Here is a 21,701-nt window from a genome sequence, read left to right as displayed (position 1 = left end):
GCCTACTTGTTCTTGTTGGCTTCGTAGCGCTCGATGCATTCGAGCACGATGCGCTTGGCATCTTCCGCATCGCCCCAATTGCCGATGCGCACCCACTTCTCGGCCTCGAGGTCCTTGTAGTGGGTGAAGAAGTGCTCGATCTGCTGGAAGATGATCGAGGGCAGGTCCTTCGTCTGGCCGACGTCGGAGTAATAGGGGAAGGTCGTGTCGACGGGCACGCAGATCAGCTTCTCGTCGCCGCCATGCTCGTCTTCGAGGTTGAGCACGCCGATGGGGCGGGCACGCACGACGCAGCCCGGGATGAAGGGCGAGCGCGAGATGACCAGCGCGTCGAGCGGGTCGCCGTCGTCCGACAGGGTGTGCGGCACGAAGCCGTAGTTGGCCGGATAGCGCATCGGCGTGTGGAGGATGCGGTCGACGAACAGTGCACCCGATTCCTTGTCGAACTCGTATTTCACGGGCTCGCCGCCGGTCGGCACTTCGATGATGACGTTGAGGCTCTCGGGCGGATTGTCGCCCACGGGGATCTTGTCGATGCGCATGACTACTCTTCTTCGTTGCGTGCGGCCCCTCTCCCCAGAAAGACTTCGCGGCGCGCACTAGAGTGCGTGGCCCTGCCGGGCAACCCCTGCTTTCGTCCTATTTGCGGCGCGGATCGAGCAGGCGGTCGAGCCCGGCAGGCTTGTCGCCGACGCGTTCCAGCCATGGATAACGCACGCCGTCGAAATAGGGCAGCGTGATGGTCTCGAAACGCTCGCCCCGCTTGACGATCAGCTGCGGCGCGACCTTGCTGGCCTTGGCCGATTCGAGCGCTTCGGCGAGCCGGGCTTGCGTAAAGGCGAGGCCGTTGACCGCGACGATGCGCGTGTCGGGGGTCAGGCCTGCGGCGAAGCCGGGCGAGTTCCATTGCGTGGCGGAAACATTGCCGTCGCCCGATACCCTGATGCCAAGCGATCCGCTGAAGTCGCCCTTCGCCCCGCTCCGCGCTTGCTTGGTGTATGGGTTGGGCTCGCTCCGCCAGGTCAGGCGATAACCGGCCGCCTCGATCCCTGCGAGCGGTGCGGGCTGTCCGGCCTCGCCGATGCGGCTCTTGAGGAAACCCGCCCAGTCATACGGATAGACCGCGTCCAGCGCGGCGACCACATCGGCGAATTCATAGGGAAGGACCTGCCACGAACCGTCCTTCACGCCGAAGAACAGCTTTGCGAAATCGTCGAGCCCACGCTTGCCCTTGGTGCCCTTGCGGATGATCTGGTCGACCTCGAGCCACACCAGCCCCGCTTCGCTGTAATAGTCGCGGTTGCGGCTGAGCGAAGGGAAGGGGCGGTCGGCCCTGTAGCCGAGCATGGGGTCGAAGGTGGAATCCTCGACACTGCGCCACTCGCGGCCGGCCTGGCGGCTGTAATAGGCTGCATCCTCGGCCAGCGATCCCAGAACCACATCGCGCGGCATGAAGCCGGAACGGGCCGCCAGCACCCAGTCCCAGAACGAGGTCTGCCCTTCGTAGACCCACAGCAGCCGCGCATCGAGTGCGGTGTGGAAGTCGGGTGCGACGAGACCCGCGGGACGGCGGAACTTGCCATTCCAGCTGTGCGTGAACTCGTGCGGCAGCAGGGAATTGTCGTGCGTGTTGCCGGCGAAATCGCTGAGATCGTCGGGCGACTGCGTGTTCTCGCTCGAACGGTGGTGTTCGAGCCCGATGCCGCCGAGCTGGTCGGTCAGTGCAAGCAGGAAATCGTAGTGGTCGAAGTGCTTCGACCCGAAGGTTACAATAGCTTCGGCGACCAGCGCCTTGCCTGCCGCGATGGCTTCGTCCTTGGCGACCAGGTTCTTGGCCTCGTCGCCGAAAGCCTCCAGCTCGACGCCCTGGCCAAGGTCCCAGCGCCTGTGGTGCCTGCCCGCGAACAGCGGAGAATCGGCCAGCGTTGCGTAGTCGGTCTCGGCATAGCTGACCTTGTTGCCCTCGCGGACCTCGCCATCGAGCGCGCCCGCAACTGCCCAACCATCGGGCAGGAGGACGCTCGGCTTCACGCGCATGCGGTTGATGTCCCAGCCTGCGGGATAGAGCGACATCTTCTCCCACTGCAGGTTCAGCATGGCGTCGGTCATCAGCACGCGCCAGGCGTCCCCCGGGAAAGGCGAGGTGTAGGTGAGCTCGACCATGACCTTGCTCGCCCCATCGGGCAGGGCGAGCTGGAAAGCATAGGGCTCGCTCGGCACGCGCTGCCATTCGACCGGACCCTTGTCGCTGGTGAACGCCAGCCGCGAGACACGCTGTATCTGGCCCGAGGGCGCGTGGTTGCCCTGCAGCCACTTGGGATAGACCAGCACCAGATCGCGCGTGCCCGGGGCGACAGGGATGGTCTGTTTCGTGGTGAAGGCTCGGCTGACCGTGTCGCGCGCATCGACCTCAATCGCGATGGTCCCGGGATAAGCCGCCGCCTGCGTGACGGGCAGCGCCGGGACTGGAGCCGGATCACCGGCTGACAGCGGTACGGCGGTGGCGAGAAGGACGAGCGACACGAAGCGATTGATCATGCGCGCCTCCCTGCCTGCAACGCGCCTCCAAGGCAATCGCTGCCCATTGCGGTGCGGCCCAGTGCCGAGTAACGGGCGGGCCATGTCGAAAACACCGCAAGCTATCCGTGGGACCCAGGACATCTTCGGCGCCGATGCCGAGGCTTTCGCCTTCGTGGTCGAAACCTTCGAGCGCGTGCGCAAGCTCTATCGTTTCCGTCGCGCGGAAATGCCCGTGTTCGAGAAGACCGAGGTTTTCGCTCGCTCCATTGGCGAGACGACCGATATCGTCTCCAAGGAGATGTACTCCTTCGAGGATCGCGGCGGCGAGAGCCTGACGCTGCGCCCCGAGTTCACGGCGGGCATCGCACGCGCCTATCTCACCAACGGCTGGCAGCAGCACGCGCCGCTGAAACTGGCGACGCACGGCGCGCTGTTCCGCTACGAGCGCCCGCAGAAGGGGCGCTATCGCCAGTTCCACCAGATCGATGCCGAGATCATCGGCGCTGCCGAACCGCAGGCCGACGTCGAGCTGCTCGCCATGGCCGACCAGATCATCCGCGAACTCGGCATCGAGGGCGTGACGCTGCACCTGAACACGCTTGGCGACGGCGACAGCCGCGAGGCCTGGCGCGCTGCACTGGTCGAGCATTTCCGCGCAGTGCAGGGCGAGCTGTCCGAGGATTCGCAGGAGCGCCTGGAAAAGAACCCGCTGCGCATCCTCGATAGCAAGGACCCGCGCGACCGCAGGTTCGTGGCCGATGCGCCGAAGATCGACGCCTACCTGTCGGACGACGCACGTGCCTTCTTCGATGCGGTGACCAGCGGCCTCGATGCAGCTGGGGTCAGGTGGACGCGCGCCGAAAGCCTCGTGCGCGGTCTCGACTATTACCGGCACACCGCCTTCGAGTTCATTCCCGACGAGGGCAGCGAGGCAGCAGGCAGGCTCGGCAGCCAAAGCACCATCCTAGGTGGCGGGCGCTATGACGGATTGATGGAAAGCCTCGGCGGCGCGCCGACCCCTGCGGTCGGCTGGGCTGCAGGGATCGAGCGGCTTGCGATGCTGGTTGGCGACAAGGGCGAACCCAAGGCCGACGTCATCGTCGTGGTCGAGGACGACCAGCTGCTCAGCCATGCGATTGCCGCCATCGGGCGCATCCGCTCCGCGGGACATTCGGCGGAACTGATCGCCACCGGCAGCCCGCGCAAGCGCTTCGACAAGGCAGTCAAAGCGGGTGCGGAGAAGATCGTCGCCTTCGCCATGCGCGATGGCGAAGAGCACGTCCGCATCAAGGCCGACGACGAAGGCCGGATCCATCTCGAAGGCCTGCTCGCCTGACCATGAGCATTCCCGCTGAACGCCTTGACCAGATCACCCATCGCTTTGCCGAGCTCGAGGCGCGAATGGCTTCGGGTACGCTCGAAGGCGAGGAGTTCGTCAAGGCGAGCCGTGACTATGCCGAGCTCGAGCCGGTCGCCAAGGTCGCGCGCGAGGTAAAGGAAATCCGCGCCGAAATCGCCGAACTCTCGGTCCTGACCGAAGACCCGGAGATGAAGGCGCTGGCTGACGAGGAACTGGCCGAATTGCGCCAGCGCCTTCCCGCGGCCGAGCGCGAACTTGCCATCGCCATGCTGCCCAAGGACAGCGCCGATGCCCGTCCGGCCATGCTCGAAATCCGCGCCGGGACCGGCGGCGACGAGGCGGCGCTGTTCGCGGGCGACCTTTATCGCATGTACGAACGCTATGCCGCCGAACAGGGCTGGCGCGTCGAGCCGGTCAGCATGAATGCGTCCGAGGTCGGCGGCTTCAAGGAAATCGTCGCCAACGTCACCGGCAACGGGGTGTTCGCCAAATTGAAGTTCGAAAGTGGCGTTCATCGCGTCCAGCGCGTGCCCGAGACGGAAAGCGGCGGGCGCATCCATACCTCGGCCGCGACGGTCGCCGTCCTGCCCGAACCTGATGAGGTCGATGTCCAAATCGAGGACAAGGACCTCAAGATCGACATCTACCGCGCGAGCGGCGCGGGCGGGCAACACGTCAACACGACCGATTCCGCCGTGCGCATCACCCACCTGCCCTCGGGCCTCGTGGTGACGCAGCAGGACGAGCGCAGCCAGCACAAGAACAAGGCCAAGGCCATGCAGGTGCTGCGCGCTCGCCTCTACGAGAAGATGCGCGAAGAGGCGCATGGCGAGGAAGCCGCGGCGCGCAAGGCGATGGTCGGTTCGGGCGATCGTTCCGAACGCATCCGCACCTACAATTTCCCGCAAGGCCGCGTGACCGACCACCGCATCGGCCTGACGCTGCAGAAGCTGCCGCAGATCATCGCCGGGCCCGGCCTTGGCGAACTGGTCGACGCGCTGATCGCCGAGGACGAAGCCAAGCGGCTCGCCGCGATGAATGACTGAGACGGTCGGCGAAGCGATCCGCGCTGCAGCAGAGCGCCTCGCCAGGACCAGCGATACCGCCCGGCTCGATGCCGAACTGCTGATGGCGCATGCGCTGGGCATCGCGCGTTCGGACATGCTGCTGAAGGGAATGCGCGATGCTGCGCCGTCTGCCTTCTCCGCACTCGTCGAACGGCGGTCCAGCCACGAGCCGGTCGCGCATATCCTCGGACGGCAGGAATTCTTCGGTCTCGAACTCGCGGTGACGCCGGATACGCTGATCCCCCGTGGCGACAGCGAAACAATCGTGGAGGCAGCGCTCGAGGCCGCACCGTCCGCAGCGCGAGTGCTCGACATGGGCACGGGTACGGGCGCCCTGCTGCTGGCATTCCTCAGCCAGCGCGAAGCGTCGCGGGGGCTGGGGATGGACGCCTCCGAAGCGGCAATCGCAGTTGCGCGAGGCAATGCCGATCGCCTGGGTCTCGGGGAACGGGCGGAGTTTCGCCTCGATTCCTGGCTGGCAGATGATTGGACCGTTGGGCTGGGACAGTTCGACCTCGTCCTCTGCAACCCACCTTACGTCGAGGAAGATGCCGCTCTCGATCCCGATGTGAGCGATTATGAACCGGCCGGCGCGCTATTCGCAGGCCCCGAAGGCCTTGACGACTATCGCGCGATCATCCCGCAGCTTGGCAAGCTCCTTTTGCCGGATGGCATCGCGGTGCTCGAAATCGGCGCGACTCAAGCAGATAGCGTCGCGTCCATCGCACGCGACTCGGGGTTTGAATCCGAACTCCGTCGCGACCTCGGCGGGCGTCCGCGTGCACTGATTCTCAGATAAGGCTTGGCAAAGCCGATTCGACCCTCTACCTCTGGCCGCAGGCCAGTGGTGCGCGACATGCTCGACCCGCCGGCCTGAGCTCCGAAATATGCAGTTACGGTGCGCGGCTTTGGCCTCGCATACCATGCACAAGACTGGGGCACACGACTGGCGATGTTCGCGGTCGTGCAAGGGGTCACGCAGCCATTTCTAGTTGAATTCGCGCCGCGTCATTTATGAGGACAGGTAACCCTTGAACAACAATCGCAATAACCGTCGTCGCGGACGCGGGAACAATCGCAACCAGGGCGGCGGCAACAATGCCAACCGCATCGACAGCCGCGCGCGTGGCAATGCCCCGCAGCTGCTCGACAAGTACAAGAAGCTGGCCCAGGACGCGCAACACAACGGCGACCGGGTGCAGATGGAATACTACCTGCAGTTCGCCGACCACTATTTCCGCGTGATCGCCGACAACAAGGCGCGCCAGGACGAAGCCAAGGGCAAGCGTCAGGACGACCGCGACGATCGTGACGATGATGGCGATGACGGTTTCGACGACCGTCGCGGCCGCAGCGACAACCGCCGGCAGCGTGGCCGCCGCGAAGATCGCGACGACCGTGACGAACGCGACGACGACGTACAGGACAGCGACGGCGACGACAGCGATTTCGAACCGGCCGACAACCCGTTCACCCGCCGCTCGGACAATGAGCCGAAAAAGCGCCGCAACCAGCGTCGCCCGCGCAACGACGCGGAAGGGGAAGCGGGCGTGGAAGGCGAGATCGACGCAACCGTCCTGCCGCCCGCATTCGGCTCGAACGACGACGACCGCGAGGAAAAGCCCGCGCCGCGCCGCCGTCGCCGCAAGCAGGAAGACGACAGCGAGGTCAGCGCGGTCGGCTGATCGCGCTTGATTGACTGAACCAAGGCCGTAAGGGCGAAGCCGATGGACGCTTTCCTCGGCTTCGCCCGGCGGCACCCCAACTGGACCGCACTCGTGCTGGGCGCGCTAGCCGCGCTCGGCTTCCCCCCGCTCCAGCTGTGGCCGGTAGCATTGGCCGCCATGGGTGCCTTTGCGCTGCTGGTCGCCGACAGCCCGACCCGCAAGGCCGCCTTCCTGCGCGGCTGGCTGTTCGGCGTGGCGCACTTCACCATCACCGACAACTGGATCGCCACTGCCTTTACCTACCAGGCGGAGATGCCCGCCGTCCTTGGCTGGGCGGCAGTGCCGCTCCTGTCGCTCTACCTTGCGGTCTTTCCTGCGATCGCCGTGACGCTGGCGTGGTCATTGGTGCCACGGCGTCCCGCTGTAGCCTTCGCGCTGGCGCTCGGCGCGGCGTGGGTGCTGGCGGAGTGGCTGCGCAGTTGGGTCTTTACCGGATACGCCTGGGGACCGTTCTCGCTCGCCCTGATGGGTATCTGGGACCGACCCGGCCTTGGCCTGTTGCTGCCTTTCACCGGAACCTACGCCCTTTCGGGCATCGCCGTTGCCCTATGCGCGATGCTCGGCATCTGGGTGCAGGGCCGCCGCTGGCTCCCGCTCGGGATTGCCTCGGTTGCGCTTGTCGTGGGAATGTTCCTGCCTGCCGGGAAGGCCGCGCAAGGCTTACTTCCACTCACCCTCGTCCAGCCGAACCTGCGGCAGGAGGAGATCGACGACCCGACCAAGTTCGAGAGCCAGTTCCAGAATATCGCGCGGCTGAGCCTGCCGGAACGACCGCTTTCTCGTCGCCTCGTCCTGTGGCCCGAGAGCGGGGTGCCCGACTACCTGCGCGACGGCTATCCGCAGCGCTATTACGACCAGATGACCGCGGCAGGCGACCCCGCCTTCGCACGTCAGCGGATCGGCGCCGTGATCGGTGAGGGGAGCTTGCTGCTGACCGGCGTGACCGACCTCATTATCGGCGAAGTGGACGGCCGACGCCGCGCCGTCGGCGCCTACAATACGATCACGCCGATCGATGCGCAGGGCAACCTCGGCAAGCGCTATGCCAAGGCCCACCTCGTGCCTTACGGCGAATATCTCCCGCTACGCGATTTCCTCGAACCCCTCGGCGCGTCGCGGCTTGTCGCCGGCTCGATCGACTTCCTGCCCGGCCCCGGCGCTGCGACGGTCGATCTGGGCGAGCACGGCAAGGCCGGGATGCAGATCTGCTACGAGATCGTCTTCTCGGGCGAGGTGGCCGATCGTGCCGACCGCCCCGACTATATCTTCAATCCATCAAACGACGGCTGGTTTGGATCGTGGGGTCCTCCGCAACATCTCGGCCAGGCGCGGATGCGCGCAGCAGAGGAGGGGCTGCCGGTCCTGCGCGCCACCACCACCGGGATCAGCGCCGTCATCGACGCGCGCGGGGTCGTGAGGGAGCACATCGGACGCAACGTCGCGGGGCGGATCGACACCGTCGTGCCCCCTGCCGCAGCGCCGACTCCCTTCGCGCGACTTGGCCACTGGCTCACTTTGCTCTGGGGAATTGCCCTTGCCGGCGCATCGCTGGTTGCCATGCGGCGACGGGGCGGCTAGGTGACTTCGAGCACATAAAGCTTTCTTTATATCCATATCTCGGGGTCCCAATGCGCGCCAATTTCCTGTTCACTTCCGAGAGCGTCTCAGAGGGTCATCCCGACAAGGTCTCGGACCAGATCAGCGATGCCATCGTCGACCTGATGCTGGCCAAGGATCCCGAGGCGCGGGTTGCCTGCGAGACCATGACCACGACGCAGAGGGTGATCCTGTCGGGCGAAATTCGCTGCGCACCGATGTACGATGCCAACAACCCCGACTGGGCGGAGAACGGCGGCTGGGCACCGGGCGCAAAGGAAGAAATCGAGAAGGCTGTCCGCCGTACGGTTCGCGAAATCGGTTACGAGCAGGATGGTTTCCACTGGCAGACACTGACCTTCGAAAACCACCTCCACGGCCAGAGCGCCCATATCGCGCAGGGCGTCGATGCCAGCGGCAACAAGGACGAGGGCGCAGGTGACCAGGGCATCATGTTCGGCTTCGCCTGCGACGAGACGCCCGACCTGATGCCGGCACCGATCGACTACAGCCACAAGATCCTCGAACGCCTTGCGGCTGATCGCAAGAGCGGTACCGCGCCCTTCCTCGAACCCGACGCCAAGAGCCAGGTCACGCTGCGCTACGAAAACGGCAAGCCGGTCGCTTGCACCGCCGTAGTCGTCAGCACGCAACATGCTCCGGGCTACGACGAAGGCGAGAAAGAGGCAGAGCTCCACGCCTATGTGAAGAAGGTCGTCGGCGAGATCCTGCCCGAAGGCTTCCTGTCGGACGCGACGACTTGGCATATCAACCCGACCGGTTCGTTCGAAATCGGCGGACCCGATGGTGACGCCGGCTTGACCGGGCGCAAGATCATTGTCGACACCTATGGCGGCGCGGCTCCGCACGGTGGCGGCGCCTTCAGCGGCAAGGACCCGACCAAGGTCGACCGCTCGGCAGCCTATATTACCCGCTACCTTGCCAAGAACGTCGTCGCGGCGGGCCTTGCCCGGCGATGCACGATCCAGATCGCCTATGCCATCGGCGTTTCGCAGCCGCTGTCGCTCTATGTCGACACCCACGGCACCTGCGCGCCGGGGGTGACCGACGAAGCGCTGGAAAAGGCGATTGCAAGTATCGACAAGCTGGGCGGGCTGACCCCGCGCGCGATCCGTACCCATCTCGGCCTCAACAAGCCGATCTATCGCCAGACCGCCGCATACGGCCACTTCGGCCGCAAGGCAGAAGGCGACCTGTTCCCTTGGGAGCGGATCGACCTCGTCGACGACCTGAAGGCAGCCCTGGCCTGATACGAAAAGGGGGCGGCCCGCAAGAGCCGCCCCCTTTCACCAGTCGGACGATCCTAACGCAGGGCCACGCCCTCGCGAGGGACTTCGACCGGATTGCCGAAGCTGTCCTCGCGCAGCCACTGCCCGACTTTGCGCCCGAACTTCGCAATCGCGTTCATGTTGAAGAAGTGCATGAACCCGAGAGCCACCACGACCAGTCCGATCTTGCCCGACAGGAACTGGATCATGCCGGCAAGGTTCTGCGGCTCGGTCCCGAAGCGTAGCGTCAGCAGGATCCAGCCGAGGTTGACCAAGTAAAATCCGACCACGAGCAGGTGGTTGGTGCTTCGCGCCAGCAGATCGTCATGACCGAAGCATTCGACCAGGAATACGATACCGTTCTTCGACAGCGTGTGCGCCACCCAGACCGTGAGGGCGATGCTAACGACGAAATAGATGATGTAGGCGGGTACGAGATACATGATTTCCTCCATTTCTGTAATTTGAGAAATCTGCTTTTGCGACTTTGTCTCGGGTTTTGTCTCCTTTCGGTCAGGGGTGGGGGATCAGGTCTTGTCCTTGCCGCCGCCGGGCAGCAGGCGGGCGACGCGTCCGCCCAGCTTCATCAGCGTGACCAGGGTGGACTTGGGAAGGCGGCGCACATCGGCGTACCAATTGGCAAGCGTGCCAATGAACTCATGCATCCGCCCGATCCGCTCGCGGACATGCCGGGGAACATCGGGACGCCCCTCCAGGCTCTCGGCCAGTTCGCCGAGCAGTTGGATGGTGGGATCGATCTCCCGCCGCTTGCGCTCGGCGGTGATCTTCATGAGCATGTCCCACAGGTCCACATCTGCAGTGAAGTGGTCGCGGCGGTCACCTTCGACATGGACGCGCCTGACGATCTGGTAGGACTGGAGTTCCTTCAATCCGTTGGAGACGTTGGAGCGGGCAAGGCCCAGCTTCTCGCAGATTTCCTCGGCATGACGTGGCCGGTCTGAAAGGTAGAGCAGGGCATGAATTTGCGCGACTGAGCGATTGACGCCCCACTCGCTACCCATCTCGCCCCAGTGGAGGATGAAGGCGCGCGCTTCGGGGATGTCCATGATGTCGGCCACGACTCGGCTCCATTCCTTGTATTTCTGTAATTACAGAAATTAACGGAACGCGTCAATCCTGCGCTTGACGTGGTGCTGGGGACTCAGCCGTCGCGGCCCTTGCGCGGGCTGGGACGGTCGAGTGCAAGCTCGGCTTCGGAGAAGGTGAAGGGGCTGCGCACGCCGGGGATGCCGTCGAGATCGACGCGCATGCCGCGTGCGAGGACTTGCCGGTCGGCAAAGACCTGGTCGATGGCGTTGATCGGACCTGCGGGGATGCCGTCCTCGGCACAGTCGGCCAGCAATTCGTCCATTTGCCACTTCGATGTTTCGCTTGCGATCAAGGCGTCCAGCTCGGCGCGATTGGCGAGGCGGGCCTCGTTGGAGGCGAAGCGGGTGTCGGTGAGCAGGTCGTCGCGGCCCAGCAGCTTGAGCAGACGCCGGAACAGGCCATCGTTCGCGGGTGCCAGGACCACCTCGCCGTCGGCAACCGGGAACACACCATAGGCGCTCACCTGCGCGTGTTCATTTCCCATCCGGGGCGGGTTCGTGCCCGTGGTCAGGAAGTGCAGTGCCTGGCTGGCGAGCAAGCCGACCGAACAGTCGAGCAATGCCATGTCGACATGCTGCCCGCTGCCCGTGCGTTCGCGCATCGCCAGCGCGGCCTGGATGCCGATTACCGAATAGAGGCCGCAACTGAGGTCGGAGATCGACACTCCCATCTTCATCGGCTGCCCCTGCGGCTCGCCGGTCAGGGCCATGAAGCCGCTCATGCCCTGGATGACGAAATCATACCCCGCTTCATGCGCGCGCGGTCCGGTCTGCCCGAAGCCCGTGATCGAGCAATAGACGAGACGGGGGTTGGCTTCGGACAAGACCTCGTAGTCGAGGCCGAACTTGGCCAACGTGCCGGTCTTGAAGTTCTCGAGAACGACATCTGCGCTTTCGGCGAGAGCCCTCACGCGGGCAAGATCGTCGGGGTTCTTGAAGTTGGCTACCACGCTGCGTTTGCCGCGGTTGGTCGCATGATAATAGGCTGCCGAGCGCTCGCCCTCGTGCTCGACCCACGGCGGTCCCCACAGGCGGGTCCCGTCGCCTTCCGGGCTTTCTACCTTGATCACGTCCGCGCCCAGGTCGGACAGAATCTGTCCAGCCCATGGCCCGGCGAGGACGCGGGCAAGTTCGAGGACTTTTAGCCCGGCAAGCGGGGCATTCGGATTACGGGGTTGGTCGAGCCACATGCCTGGTGCTGCTGCGCCAGTGGGGGCAGGTGGTCAAGCCTCAGATGGCGTAGGCGTTCGGGTCTTCGTCGGGCCAACTTTCGAGCCGGGCGCTTTTCCGGTTGAGGAAGACTGCCGGGAGCTTTGCCAGCATCAGCGACTTGTGGATCCAGTAATCGGTCCACTTCTCGCGCCAGCGCGGCTTGGGCCTGCGACCATGTGCGCGCAGCCAGGCGTCATAGGGCATCCAGTGGCTGGGCTCGTCCTTCTCGACCACCTCGAAGATCCGCTTCATCGCCTTGTCGGAGCGGATGTGGCTGTTCCTAAGCAGCACCTCGACCTGGTCCATGCCGCGCTGTTCTGTGATCATGATGACGCGGCATAGTTTCTCGAACTCGTCGCCGTCGGCAACGATCGCGGCGGTGTCGAGATCGTCGATGGTGCAACCGAACACGGTCTCGATGAAATGGTCGATGTGGCCGCAGGTGCGGTCGACCTTCAAGGGCATCACCCCTCGCAGTTCGAACCAGCGGCGGAACATGCGGTAATGCTTTTCCTCGTCAGCCCGGTGCTTTTCGACCGCGGTGATAAAGGCATGGTCGTCGGGACAGCGCGCCCGCACGGCCTCGAGCACGCGGTCGAGCGAGGTGTACCCTCGGTGCTCGTTGTAGATGTAGATCGAGCCCAGGACGTCGAGGAACCGATTCCGGAAGGAAGTGCGCAAACCCATAGGTGTTCCCTCGCACGAAACGGCGGTCAGGGTAAGCGCTTATTCGGCAAGCATTCCGCTAAGCCCTGAAACCGCTTCGATAAATTCCTCGCGGAAGTCCTGCACAACCTGGCGGCTCGAGCGGACCTGTTCGACCAGCCCCACGCCCTGGCCGACGAAATAGGTCACCAGCTCGCGTGCGCCCTCGTTTCCGGCCGCTGCCTCGCGCTCGATCCGGGCGAAGGCGGGTTCCGACACCATGCCCATCAGCGGCATGGGCAGAGTACCCGGGCCGTCGGGAGCATCCCAGGCATCGTGCCATGCGGTCTTGAGCTGGCGCGCGGGCTTGCCGGTGCGCGCACGCGAGCGGACCGTGTCGCGGCTCCGTGCGGCGATCATCTTCTCGCGGAAAGCCTCGGAGGTCTCGGCCTCCGGCGTCGCCAGCCAGATCGACCCGGTCCACGCACCTTGCGCCCCCGCAGCCATCATCCCGGCCATCTGTCCGCCGGTCATGATGCCGCCCGCTGCCAGCACCGGAATGTCGTGCCCGGCCCGTGAAAGTTCGCGCACCACCTCGGGAATGAGGACAAGCGTCGAGACCTCACCGCAATGCCCGCCGGCCTCCGTGCCCTGCGCGACAATGATGTCTACCCCGGCCTCGGCCTGGCGGATCGCATGTTCCTTTGCGCCGACTAGCGCGGCCACGGGTACGCCGCGTTTCTTGCCTTCCTCGATCATCGCCGGTGGCGCGATCCCGAGCGCATTGGCGATCAGCCTGATCGGATGGCGGAACGCGACCTCCATCAGCGCGAGGCCGTTCTCGGGCGTGATCCCCATCCGCTCGCGCAGGATCGGCATCTCGGCTTCCGGGGCGATGCCATAATGACCGAGGACCTCATTGACGAAGCCCTGGTAGGCAGGATCGATCGCCGCAGCGCGGCTCTTGTTGTCGGACAGCTCGCGAACGCGCGGATCGATTACTTCAGGGACGAGAACATCTACGCCATAAGGGGCGCCGTCTACATGAGCGTCGATCCATGCCAGCTCTTCTTCGAGCTGGTCCGGGCTGAACCGCGTCGCGCCGAGCACGCCGAACCCGCCTGCCTTGCTGACCGCTGCGACCACGTCGCGGCAGTGGCTGAAGGCAAACAGCGGGAACTCCGCCCCGGTCAATTCGCAAACTCGGTTCATCGGCATCGCACTCTCCCCTCGAATTCTCTCGCGGGGCATGGTGCGTGGCGAATCGGGGGCTGGCAAGACCCGTTGCGTTAGGAAACGTAATGCGCCGTCGTCTTGGCGGCGATCTCGTCTGCCGTGATGCCCGGCGCGGTCTCGATCAGGCGGAACGGGCTGTCGTGATCGGGCCGTTGGAACACGGCGAGATCGGTGATGATCATGTCGACCACGTTGCGTCCTGTAAGCGGCAGGGTGCAGGCGGGGATGAACTTGGGGCTGCCGTCCTTGGCGTTGTGCTCCATCACCACGATGATCTTCTTGACGCCGGCGACGAGGTCCATCGCGCCGCCCATGCCCTTGATCATCTTGCCCGGGATCATCCAGTTGGCGATGTCGCCGTTCTCGGCAACTTCCATCGCCCCGAGCACGGTCAAGTCGATATGCCCGCCGCGGATCATGGCGAAGCTCGCCGCGCTGTCGAAATAGGCGCTGTGCGGCAGTTCGCTGATGGTCTGCTTGCCCGCGTTGATGAGGTCGGCATCCTCTTCGCCGGCATAGGGGAAGGGTCCGATGCCGAGCATGCCGTTCTCGCTCTGCAACGTGACGTGCATGCCTTCGGGAATGTGGTTGGCGACCAGTGTGGGGATGCCGATGCCAAGGTTGACGTAGTAGCCGTCCTTCAACTCACGCGCCGCGCGCGCAGCCATTTCATTGCGGTCCCAGCCGGTTTTGGTGGCGGTATCGGTCATCTTACTTGCTCTTTTCCATGATGGCAGGGGCGTCTGTCTTCTCGGCGGGCATCCAGCGGCTTTCGGGCGGGAAGACATCGTCGAGCGTGCCCTTCTGCCAGGCTCCGTAGGCCGAATTGGGGATGAGGAACCAGCCATTGCCCCATAGTTGTGCATATTCGCCACGGGCAACCAGCGAGCGGCGCTCCTGAACGCCAAGCGCGGGATCGTTAAATGCATCGGCGAAGTCGCCGAGGTTGTCGCCTGCCATCGCAATGACGCAGTACTTGGCGGAAATGGTGGCGCGGCGTCCGTCCTTGCGTCCGCCCATGGCGTCGTCGCCGCGAAGGAAGAGATTGTCGAGATGGACTGCGGGACCTGCGCCAGCAGCCTCGATCGCGGCAGCAGTGCCGGCCGCGGTGTCGGAATTGCGGTTGGTGTTGAAGATCACCGCAATGCCCGCTTCGCGCAAGCGCCGGAGGCCAGTGACGGCCCCCGGGACCGGTGCTGCAATGCCCGCGCCGCCATTGGCCCACTGCTCCCATTCTTCGGGAACGTACGGCTTGCCCGAATAGGCCTGCCAATACTCGTAGCCGGTGTTGAGGAGAACGGTCTCGTCGACGTCGAACACGGCGGCGAATGGCTTCATCTTCCCATCGGCCGCTACGCACGACGGGGTCGCTATGCCACCCGGCACGTCGGGGAGGCCGAGCGGGATCGACTGCGGAACCTTGCGCTGGCGCGAGACCGCGATCGCGTAGTCGGCCAGCTGACGCCAGGCCTGGATCGAAGCGCCAGCCGCCTCGCCCGAGCCGTACAGCCAGCGCATCGTATCGGGCGCGTCCTTCTCACCAACGCTTGCGGCGGAAACGGGAGCGGCCGGTGCGCTCGCCACTTCGGTTGCTTCGGTGGTCGCGCAGCCGGCAAGGAGGATGGCGAGAATTGCGGGGGTCGCGGCATTCCTCATGCGGCTTTCTCCATGTCTTGGGGAAGGGGAAGGTCGGGCGTTGCGACCTGCCACAGCAGTGACAGGACGCGCCAGCTACCGTCGGCCTGACGCATGAACTGGAACGAGTTGATCCCCGTGGTCGCACCCTTGGCGCCGTCGGGTTCCGTCCAGTCACCCGAATAAGATGACCATGCATGGGCAATATCGCCGTAGACTGCGATGCGGTTGACCAGGGTCCCCTCGCTAAAGCCGTTGGCGACCAGGAAATCGCGCTTGCTAGCGATATATTCTTCCAGCGTACCGCTCTCGATCCCGTCGGCACGGATTGCGGTCAGCCGCGCATCGGGCAGGTACAGCGCGCGCATTGCGTCCCAGTCGCGCTCTTCGCCGACACCGCCCGAGATGGCAGCGTAAACCGCGTCGACGGTGCGATCGACAGCCGCGATATCGTCGACCAGGGAAGGCATCATGAGTTCTCGCGTTCGCGCGTAGTGACGAATTCGACCTTCTTTTCGTAGGGCGCGCCCACGATCATCCGCTGGACGTAGACGCCGGGCAGGTGGATGCAGTCCGGATCGAGGCTGCCGACGGGGACGATTTCCTCGACCTCTACGACGCACACCTTGCCGCAGGTGGCTGCAGGCAGGTTGAAATTGCGCGCGGTCTTGCGGAACACGAGGTTGCCGGTCTCATCGGCCTTCCAAGCCTTGACGATGGCGAGGTCGGCAAAAATGCCGCGCTCGAGGATATACTCCTCGCCGTCGAAGACCTTGCTCTCCTTGCCCTCGGCGACCTGCGTGCCGACACCGGTCTTGGTGTAGAAACCGGGAATGCCCGCACCGCCTGCGCGCATGCGTTCCGCGAGCGTGCCCTGAGGGCAGAATTCGACTTCCAGCTCGCCCGAGAGAAACTGCCGCTCGAATTCCTTGTTCTCGCCGACATAGGAGCTGATCATCTTCTTCACCTGCCGCGTGCGCAGCAGCATGCCGATGCCTTCGTTGTCGATCCCGGCATTGTTGCTGGCAAAGGTCAGGCCCGTCACCCCACTGTCGCGAATCGCGGAAAGCAGCCTTTCGGGGATGCCGCAAAGGCCGAAACCCCCGCTGGCGATCAGCATGTCATCCTTGAGAACCCCTTCGAGGGCGGCGGCGGCATCGGGGAAGATCTTGTTCATGGGAGCGCGGCTTAACGGCTTAAATCGCGTCTGTCACGCGCATGCCGTAGCGTCACCGCCACAGGACCTTCGCGTTGTGCGCCGCAGCGCAAATATTGCAACGCGCAATCGTATGCATTATGATTTTTCAACGCGTTAACCCGATCAGCCATCCACCTAGTTGCAGTTTTTGCAAGCATGCTTGTTTATTTCGCACTTGCACAAAATCGGCCTCGCCAGCATATCTGCACCTGCCTTTCAGGCATCCTCTCCCAAGACTTTCCAAGCCCGGCGGGTTCTCCTGCCGGGCTTTTTTCTTGCCCGCGCCGGACCCTTGGCGGCGAGTTGTTCATTGCATCGGCATGGCCCCGACCCCAGCTAGGGGCCGAACGACTGGACGGACAAAGGGAAAACACCCCCATGGCGGAAGCTGAAGCCGCGGTAGCGGACAAGACGGTCAGACTGCAGGTCGCGGCTGCGCGTCAGGAAGAAAGCGGGCAGGGCATCGCCCGCATGCCGCGCTCGGCCTTCCAGGCCCTCGGCATCACCGAAGGCGATGTCGTCGAAATTACCGGCAAGCGGTCCACCGCAGCCATCGCCATGGCCGCCTATGACGAGGACCAAAGCCTCGATGTAGTGCGACTGGACGGTCTCCAGCGCGGCAATGCCGAGGTGGGTTCGGGCGAACACGTCAATGTCGTGGCCGCCCAGTCCCGCCCCGCTACGCGCGTAGTCTTCGCCCCGGCCCAGCGCGAGATGCGGTTGCAGGGCCCGGCCCAGGCACTCAAGCGCAATTTCTTCCGCAAGCCGATCGTCGCGGGTGACCTCGTCGCAACCACCGGCCAGCAGCCGGTCCAGAACATGCCGCCCGAAGTACGCCGCATGTTCAACGCGCCGGCCTACGCACTGACCCAGATCCGCCTCAGCGTCGTCTCGACCACGCCCAAAGGCATCGTCCATATCGACGAGGACACCGAGGTCGAGCTGCGCGCCGAGTTCGAGCCGCCGCGCGATGCACGCGCGGTCGTCAATTACGACGACGTCGGCGGTATGGGCGAAACCATCCAGGCTCTGCGCGAGATGGTCGAGCTGCCCCTGCGCTATCCCGAACTCTTCACTCGCCTCGGCGTTGATCCGCCGAAGGGCGTGCTCCTCCATGGTCCGCCGGGAACTGGCAAGACCCGTCTTGCGCAGGCGGTCGCCAATGAAAGCGACGCCAGCTTCTTCACCATCAACGGACCCGAGATCATGGGTTCCGGCTATGGCGAGAGTGAGAAGGCGCTGCGCGAGGTATTCGAGGAAGCGACCAAGTCTGCACCTGCGATTGTCTTCATCGACGAGATCGACTCGATCGCGCCGAAACGCGATCGCGTTCCCGGAGAGGCGGAGAAGCGCCTCGTGGCCCAGCTGCTGACGCTGATGGACGGGCTGGAGGCTCGTAACAATCTCGTCGTCATCGCTGCCACAAACCGGCCAGACGCTATCGACGAGGCCCTGCGCCGTCCGGGCCGCTTCGATCGCGAAATCGTGATCGGCGTTCCGGACGAGCATGGACGCCGGGAGATTCTGGGCATCCACACCCGCGGCATGCCGCTCGGCGACAAGGTCGACCTGAACGAACTGGCCCGCGCGACCTACGGCTTCGTAGGTGCCGACATCGCCGCCCTGACCCGTGAGGCTGCGATCGATGCGGTACGCCGGATCATGCCGCGCATCGATCTCGACGAACGGACGATCCCGCCCGAAGTGCTCGACGATCTTTATGTGGGTCGCGAAGACTTCCTCTCTGCGCTCAAGCGTATCCAGCCTTCGGCCATGCGCGAAGTCATGGTCCAGGTGCCCAACGTCGGCTGGTCCGACATCGGCGGCGTGGGTGAGGCGATCGACAAGCTGAAGGAAGGCATCGAACTTCCGCTCAAGAACCCCGACGCCTTCCGTCGACTGGGCATCCGCCCGGCCAAGGGCTTCCTGCTCTACGGTCCTCCGGGGACCGGCAAGACCTTGCTGGCCAAGGCGGTCGCCAAGGAGGCCGAAGCGAACTTCATTTCGATGAAGTCGAGCGACCTCTTGTCAAAATGGTATGGCGAGAGCGAGCAGCAGATTGCGCGCATGTTCAAGCGTGCCCGCTCGGTCGCACCCTGCGTCATCTTCATCGACGAGATCGACAGCCTCGTACCTGCGCGCGGCAGCGGACAGGGCGAACCCGCCGTGACCGGACGTGTGGTGAACACCATTCTGGCCGAGATGGACGGTCTCGAGGAACTGCAGTCCGTCGTGGTGATCGGTGCCACCAATCGTCCAACGCTGGTCGATCCGGCTCTGCTACGACCCGGCCGGTTCGACGAACTCGTCTATGTCGGCACTCCCGACAAGGCCGGGCGCGAGCAGATCCTCGGCATCCATACGGCCAGCATGCCGCTGGCAAAGGACGTCTCACTCGCTGATGTGGCGGGCAAGACCGAGCGCTTTACCGGCGCCGATCTCGAGGATGTCGTGCGCAGGGCCGGCCTCAATGCCCTGCAACGGGCGGGTGGAGATGTCGAAAACGTCACTGCCGCCGATTTCGAGGAAGCCTTGAAGGACAGCCGTGCGACCGTCACCACCGAGATGGAGGACGAGTACAAGAAGATGCGTGGCGAGCTGAAGAAGCGCGCGGCAGAGGTCCACCCGATCGGCTTCATCCATGAAGGCATGATCGAATCGACGCGCAGCCAGAAGCACGGCGCGCCGATCACGGACTAGCTCAGGCGTTAGCTTCCTGCGCGCGCTGGTTGGCCGCGTCGACCTCGAGCCGGTGGCGGATCAGCGCCCCCGGCTGGTTCTTGCGCAACCATGCGAGCATGTGCTCGCGCACTGCGCAGCGCAGCGTCCACAGATCGCCGATCGTATCTGCGCTCATCGAAAGACGAAGCTCGATGCTTTCGGGATAGGCTTCGGTCATGAGCAGCGCGAGGTTGCGCCCGTCCCAAAGCGGATGCTCCTTCACGAAGCGCTCGAATTCCTCGCGGATCGGCTCGATCTCGGTATCCGGGTCGAGGTGGAGGAAGACCGGTCCGGTCAGCTTCTCGCTCACCCGCGACCAGTTTTCGAAACTCTGGTCGAGGAAGCGGCTGGTCGGCACGACGAGCACACGCTCGTCCCAGGTCCGCACGGTGACGAAGCTCATGCGGATTTCCTCGACCCGGCCGGCTTGTCCGTCCACCTTTACCAGGTCGCCGATGCGCAGCGGTTGCGTAAGCGCCATCTGAAGGCCTGCGATCAACGATTTCAGCGCCGGCTGCGCCGCGGCGCCGACTGCCAGGGCAGCGAGCCCTGCCGAAGCAAGCATGGTCGTACCCACATCCCGGACGCCCGGGATGTTGAGCATGACCAGCGATACGGTGATGATGACGATGGCCACCCTGACTGTGCGCGAAAGGATGGCGATCCGGGTCATCCGCCCGCGGTGGGCCACCAGGTCGTCGACCCCTGCCATTTGCACGGCATATCCCTTGGCGAGACCCTTGACCGTGGCAAAGGCAACCCATCCCAGGACTGCCGGAACCAGAAACCCGGCAAGCATGTCCCAGCCGCGACCGACAAGCGCTTCGTTCTCGGCTGCTATGGAGATGGCAAGAGCGACCATTGCCAGGCGGAGCGGGCGCCGTACCGCACTGAGCACGACATCGTCGATCTGGCTTTCGGACCGGGCGACCACGCGCCGCAAGATAGCGAAGAGCACCCAGTGGAGGAGCCAGGCCGCGACTACCGCGATGCCCAACGCAATCAGTGTTTCTATCAGCGCCTCGGTCGAGACGGGCCAGTTCCGTGGGTCAAAACGCTCTAGCATTGCGGGCATGCCTATGGGCGCGGGCCACGCCTTTCAAGGGCGGAGATCAATCGCCCAATGGCAGGTCGATGCGGACCACGATACCATCGCGTCCGAATTCGCGTTCGATGCTGCCGCCGAACTGGCGCGCGGCGCTGGTCATCAGCAGGCTGCCGAAGCCCTTGCGATCGGGCGTCTCCTGCTCCGGCACACCGGTCTCGCGCCAATTCAGTCGCACGCGATTGTCGCGCTCTTCCCAGTCGACCAGGATCTGCCCGCCGTTGGCCCATGCACCATATTTCACCGCATTGGTGGTCAGTTCGTGAAGCACGAGTCCAAGCGGCGTGACCCTTTTCGCGGGTAGCATCACTTCAGGACCGTCGATCTGCGCAGTCTGGCTGGACGAGCGGTAGGGGGCGAGCGAAGTCTCGATCAATTGCTGGAGCGATGCCACCGGGCGCTCGAGCTCGCCCTGGCTGACCTCGTGTGCTGTCAGGAGTGCGCGGATGCGCTGGGCTATGCTCTCCGTCACCTCCTTGGCTTCCGGCTTGTCGCGGGCGCTCATCTGAACGATGGCAAGGACCACGGCGAAGAGGTTCTTCACGCGGTGATTGAGCTCGCGCGCAAGCAAATCTGCACGATCGCGGGCCTCGCCCAGTGCCGCTGCCTGAGCGGCTTCGGCCTCTGCCCGTGCCGCGCGGCTTACAAGTCGACCGCCGCCGATCATGGCCAGGATGAGGAGGAACAGGAGTGCGCCGAGCAATGGCATGACCCGTCCTTCCGAACGTGAAGTGTTGGCAATCGCATCGGTAAGGATACCGTTCTCGATTTCCTCCATCTCGCGGATCGCCCGGGCCAGGCGCTCCATCGTCTCCACACCCTCGTCGGTCAGCACACCGCGGCGGGCGTCGAGTAAGCGCCCTTCTTCGACCATAGCGACGCTGTCGTCCATTTCCCGGAACTTCGCCCTCGCAAGCGCCTCGATCTCGTCCACCAGTTCGGTTTGGCGTGGGGTCGCGACGTCCTGGAGAAGTGCGCGCAGGCGATCGAGCGCCGGGTCGATCTGTTCCTGGCCGGCCTCGTAGGGAACGAGGTATCTCCGGTCGAGTGTGATGAGGTAACCGCGTTGTCCGGTCTCGCCGTTGAGAGTGGCCCGGCCGATCCTGCGGAGCTGGTCGAGGATTTCCGAAGTCTTTTCGACCTGCGCGCGTTGCGCGCGCTCCGCCTCGACGGTCTTGTAGACCAGGAAGATGAGCGCAAGCATCGCCGCGCCAATCGTGGCCAGCAGGGCCAGATTGACCCAGCGGAACCCGCGGTCCCGCAAGGCAAAGGTCATGGTCC

Annotated in this window: 20 protein-coding genes; 7 read left to right on the top strand and 13 right to left on the bottom strand. The window is 64.5% G+C overall.

What is annotated here, in order from left to right; all coding sequences use genetic code 11:
* Positions 1-2: 2 nt before the first annotated feature.
* Both ppa and RAM60_RS11565 read right to left on the bottom strand, forming a co-directional pair.
* On the bottom strand, positions 3-542 hold the full coding sequence (gene ppa, locus RAM60_RS11570; protein ID WP_200981514.1) for an inorganic diphosphatase: 540 nt from the start codon (positions 540-542) through the stop codon (positions 3-5).
* A gap of 97 nt (positions 543-639) precedes the next feature.
* Positions 640-2,538, bottom strand: a complete 1,899-nt coding sequence (locus RAM60_RS11565) for a M61 family metallopeptidase (RefSeq protein WP_369026640.1) — start codon at positions 2,536-2,538, stop codon at positions 640-642.
* A gap of 82 nt (positions 2,539-2,620) precedes the next feature.
* Between RAM60_RS11565 and hisS the strand changes: the two genes are divergently transcribed.
* The 6 genes from hisS to metK all read left to right on the top strand — a co-directional run bounded on the left by hisS (position 2,621) and on the right by metK (position 9,541).
* Positions 2,621-3,856, top strand: coding sequence for a histidine--tRNA ligase (hisS, locus tag RAM60_RS11560; RefSeq protein WP_369026641.1), 1,236 nt, complete (start codon positions 2,621-2,623; stop codon positions 3,854-3,856).
* A gap of 2 nt (positions 3,857-3,858) precedes the next feature.
* The gene (gene prfA, locus RAM60_RS11555) at positions 3,859-4,926 is read left to right on the top strand and encodes a peptide chain release factor 1 (protein ID WP_200981511.1); all 1,068 of its coding nucleotides are present in this window, start codon (positions 3,859-3,861) and stop codon (positions 4,924-4,926) included.
* Complete coding sequence (prmC, locus tag RAM60_RS11550; RefSeq protein ID WP_369026642.1) at positions 4,919-5,746, top strand: peptide chain release factor N(5)-glutamine methyltransferase; 828 nt, start codon at positions 4,919-4,921, stop codon at positions 5,744-5,746. The genes prfA and prmC overlap by 8 nt, the downstream gene beginning before the upstream one ends.
* 232 nt (positions 5,747-5,978) lie before the next feature.
* Complete coding sequence (locus RAM60_RS11545; protein WP_369026643.1) at positions 5,979-6,632, top strand: DUF4167 domain-containing protein; 654 nt, start codon at positions 5,979-5,981, stop codon at positions 6,630-6,632.
* A 42-nt stretch (positions 6,633-6,674) separates the two neighbouring features.
* Positions 6,675-8,252 (top strand): apolipoprotein N-acyltransferase, encoded by a 1,578-nt coding sequence (gene lnt, locus RAM60_RS11540; RefSeq protein WP_369026644.1) that lies wholly within the window; start codon positions 6,675-6,677, stop codon positions 8,250-8,252.
* Positions 8,253-8,302: 50 nt separating this feature from the next.
* Positions 8,303-9,541: a methionine adenosyltransferase gene (gene metK, locus RAM60_RS11535; RefSeq protein WP_369026645.1), complete on the top strand. Its 1,239-nt coding sequence runs from the start codon at positions 8,303-8,305 to the stop codon at positions 9,539-9,541.
* A 53-nt stretch (positions 9,542-9,594) separates the two neighbouring features.
* On the opposite strand, the gene RAM60_RS11530 is transcribed toward metK, so the two are convergent.
* The 9 genes from RAM60_RS11530 to RAM60_RS11490 all read right to left on the bottom strand — a co-directional run bounded on the left by RAM60_RS11530 (position 9,595) and on the right by RAM60_RS11490 (position 16,573).
* A complete protein-coding gene (locus tag RAM60_RS11530) occupies positions 9,595-10,002 on the bottom strand; it encodes a hypothetical protein (protein WP_369026646.1) in 408 nt (135 codons plus the stop codon).
* An 84-nt stretch (positions 10,003-10,086) separates the two neighbouring features.
* Complete coding sequence (locus tag RAM60_RS11525) at positions 10,087-10,638, bottom strand: GbsR/MarR family transcriptional regulator (protein WP_510639756.1); 552 nt, start codon at positions 10,636-10,638, stop codon at positions 10,087-10,089.
* Between the two features lie 83 nt (positions 10,639-10,721).
* Positions 10,722-11,858 carry a CaiB/BaiF CoA transferase family protein gene (locus RAM60_RS11520; RefSeq protein WP_369026647.1) on the bottom strand — a complete coding sequence of 379 codons (1,137 nt, stop codon included), beginning with the start codon at positions 11,856-11,858 and terminating at the stop codon, positions 10,722-10,724.
* 40 nt (positions 11,859-11,898) lie between these two features.
* The gene (locus RAM60_RS11515; RefSeq protein ID WP_369026648.1) at positions 11,899-12,567 is read right to left on the bottom strand and encodes a ferritin-like domain-containing protein; all 669 of its coding nucleotides are present in this window, start codon (positions 12,565-12,567) and stop codon (positions 11,899-11,901) included.
* A gap of 39 nt (positions 12,568-12,606) precedes the next feature.
* A complete protein-coding gene (locus RAM60_RS11510; RefSeq protein WP_369026649.1) occupies positions 12,607-13,743 on the bottom strand; it encodes a nitronate monooxygenase in 1,137 nt (378 codons plus the stop codon).
* Positions 13,744-13,814: 71 nt separating this feature from the next.
* Positions 13,815-14,471: a CoA transferase subunit B gene (locus tag RAM60_RS11505; RefSeq protein WP_200981503.1), complete on the bottom strand. Its 657-nt coding sequence runs from the start codon at positions 14,469-14,471 to the stop codon at positions 13,815-13,817.
* A gap of 1 nt (position 14,472) precedes the next feature.
* Positions 14,473-15,417, bottom strand: a complete 945-nt coding sequence (locus RAM60_RS11500) for an HAD family acid phosphatase (protein ID WP_369026650.1) — start codon at positions 15,415-15,417, stop codon at positions 14,473-14,475.
* Positions 15,414-15,869 (bottom strand): YybH family protein, encoded by a 456-nt coding sequence (locus RAM60_RS11495; protein ID WP_369026651.1) that lies wholly within the window; start codon positions 15,867-15,869, stop codon positions 15,414-15,416. The genes RAM60_RS11500 and RAM60_RS11495 overlap by 4 nt, the downstream gene beginning before the upstream one ends.
* Positions 15,866-16,573 (bottom strand): CoA transferase subunit A, encoded by a 708-nt coding sequence (locus RAM60_RS11490; RefSeq protein WP_369026652.1) that lies wholly within the window; start codon positions 16,571-16,573, stop codon positions 15,866-15,868. Before RAM60_RS11490 ends, RAM60_RS11495 begins: the two co-directional genes overlap by 4 nt.
* A 399-nt stretch (positions 16,574-16,972) precedes the next feature.
* Between RAM60_RS11490 and RAM60_RS11485 the strand changes: the two genes are divergently transcribed.
* Entirely contained in the window at positions 16,973-19,294 is a 2,322-nt protein-coding gene (locus tag RAM60_RS11485; RefSeq protein ID WP_369026653.1) for a CDC48 family AAA ATPase, read from the top strand.
* 1 nt (position 19,295) lies between these two features.
* Here RAM60_RS11485 and RAM60_RS11480 read toward each other — a convergent pair whose 3' ends face one another.
* Positions 19,296-20,381, bottom strand: coding sequence for a mechanosensitive ion channel family protein (locus tag RAM60_RS11480; protein WP_369026654.1), 1,086 nt, complete (start codon positions 20,379-20,381; stop codon positions 19,296-19,298).
* Positions 20,382-20,427: 46 nt separating this feature from the next.
* Positions 20,428-21,696, bottom strand: a complete 1,269-nt coding sequence (locus tag RAM60_RS11475; RefSeq protein WP_369026655.1) for a sensor histidine kinase — start codon at positions 21,694-21,696, stop codon at positions 20,428-20,430.
* Positions 21,697-21,701 lie beyond the last annotated feature (5 nt).

Origin of the sequence: Qipengyuania sp. RANM35 (assembly GCF_041021145.2) — a bacterium.
GTDB classification, from domain to species: Bacteria; Pseudomonadota; Alphaproteobacteria; order Sphingomonadales; family Sphingomonadaceae; genus Qipengyuania; species Qipengyuania soli.
The sequence above is the reverse complement of the archived record's forward strand: the minus strand, read 5'-3'. Positions and strand labels throughout refer to the sequence as shown.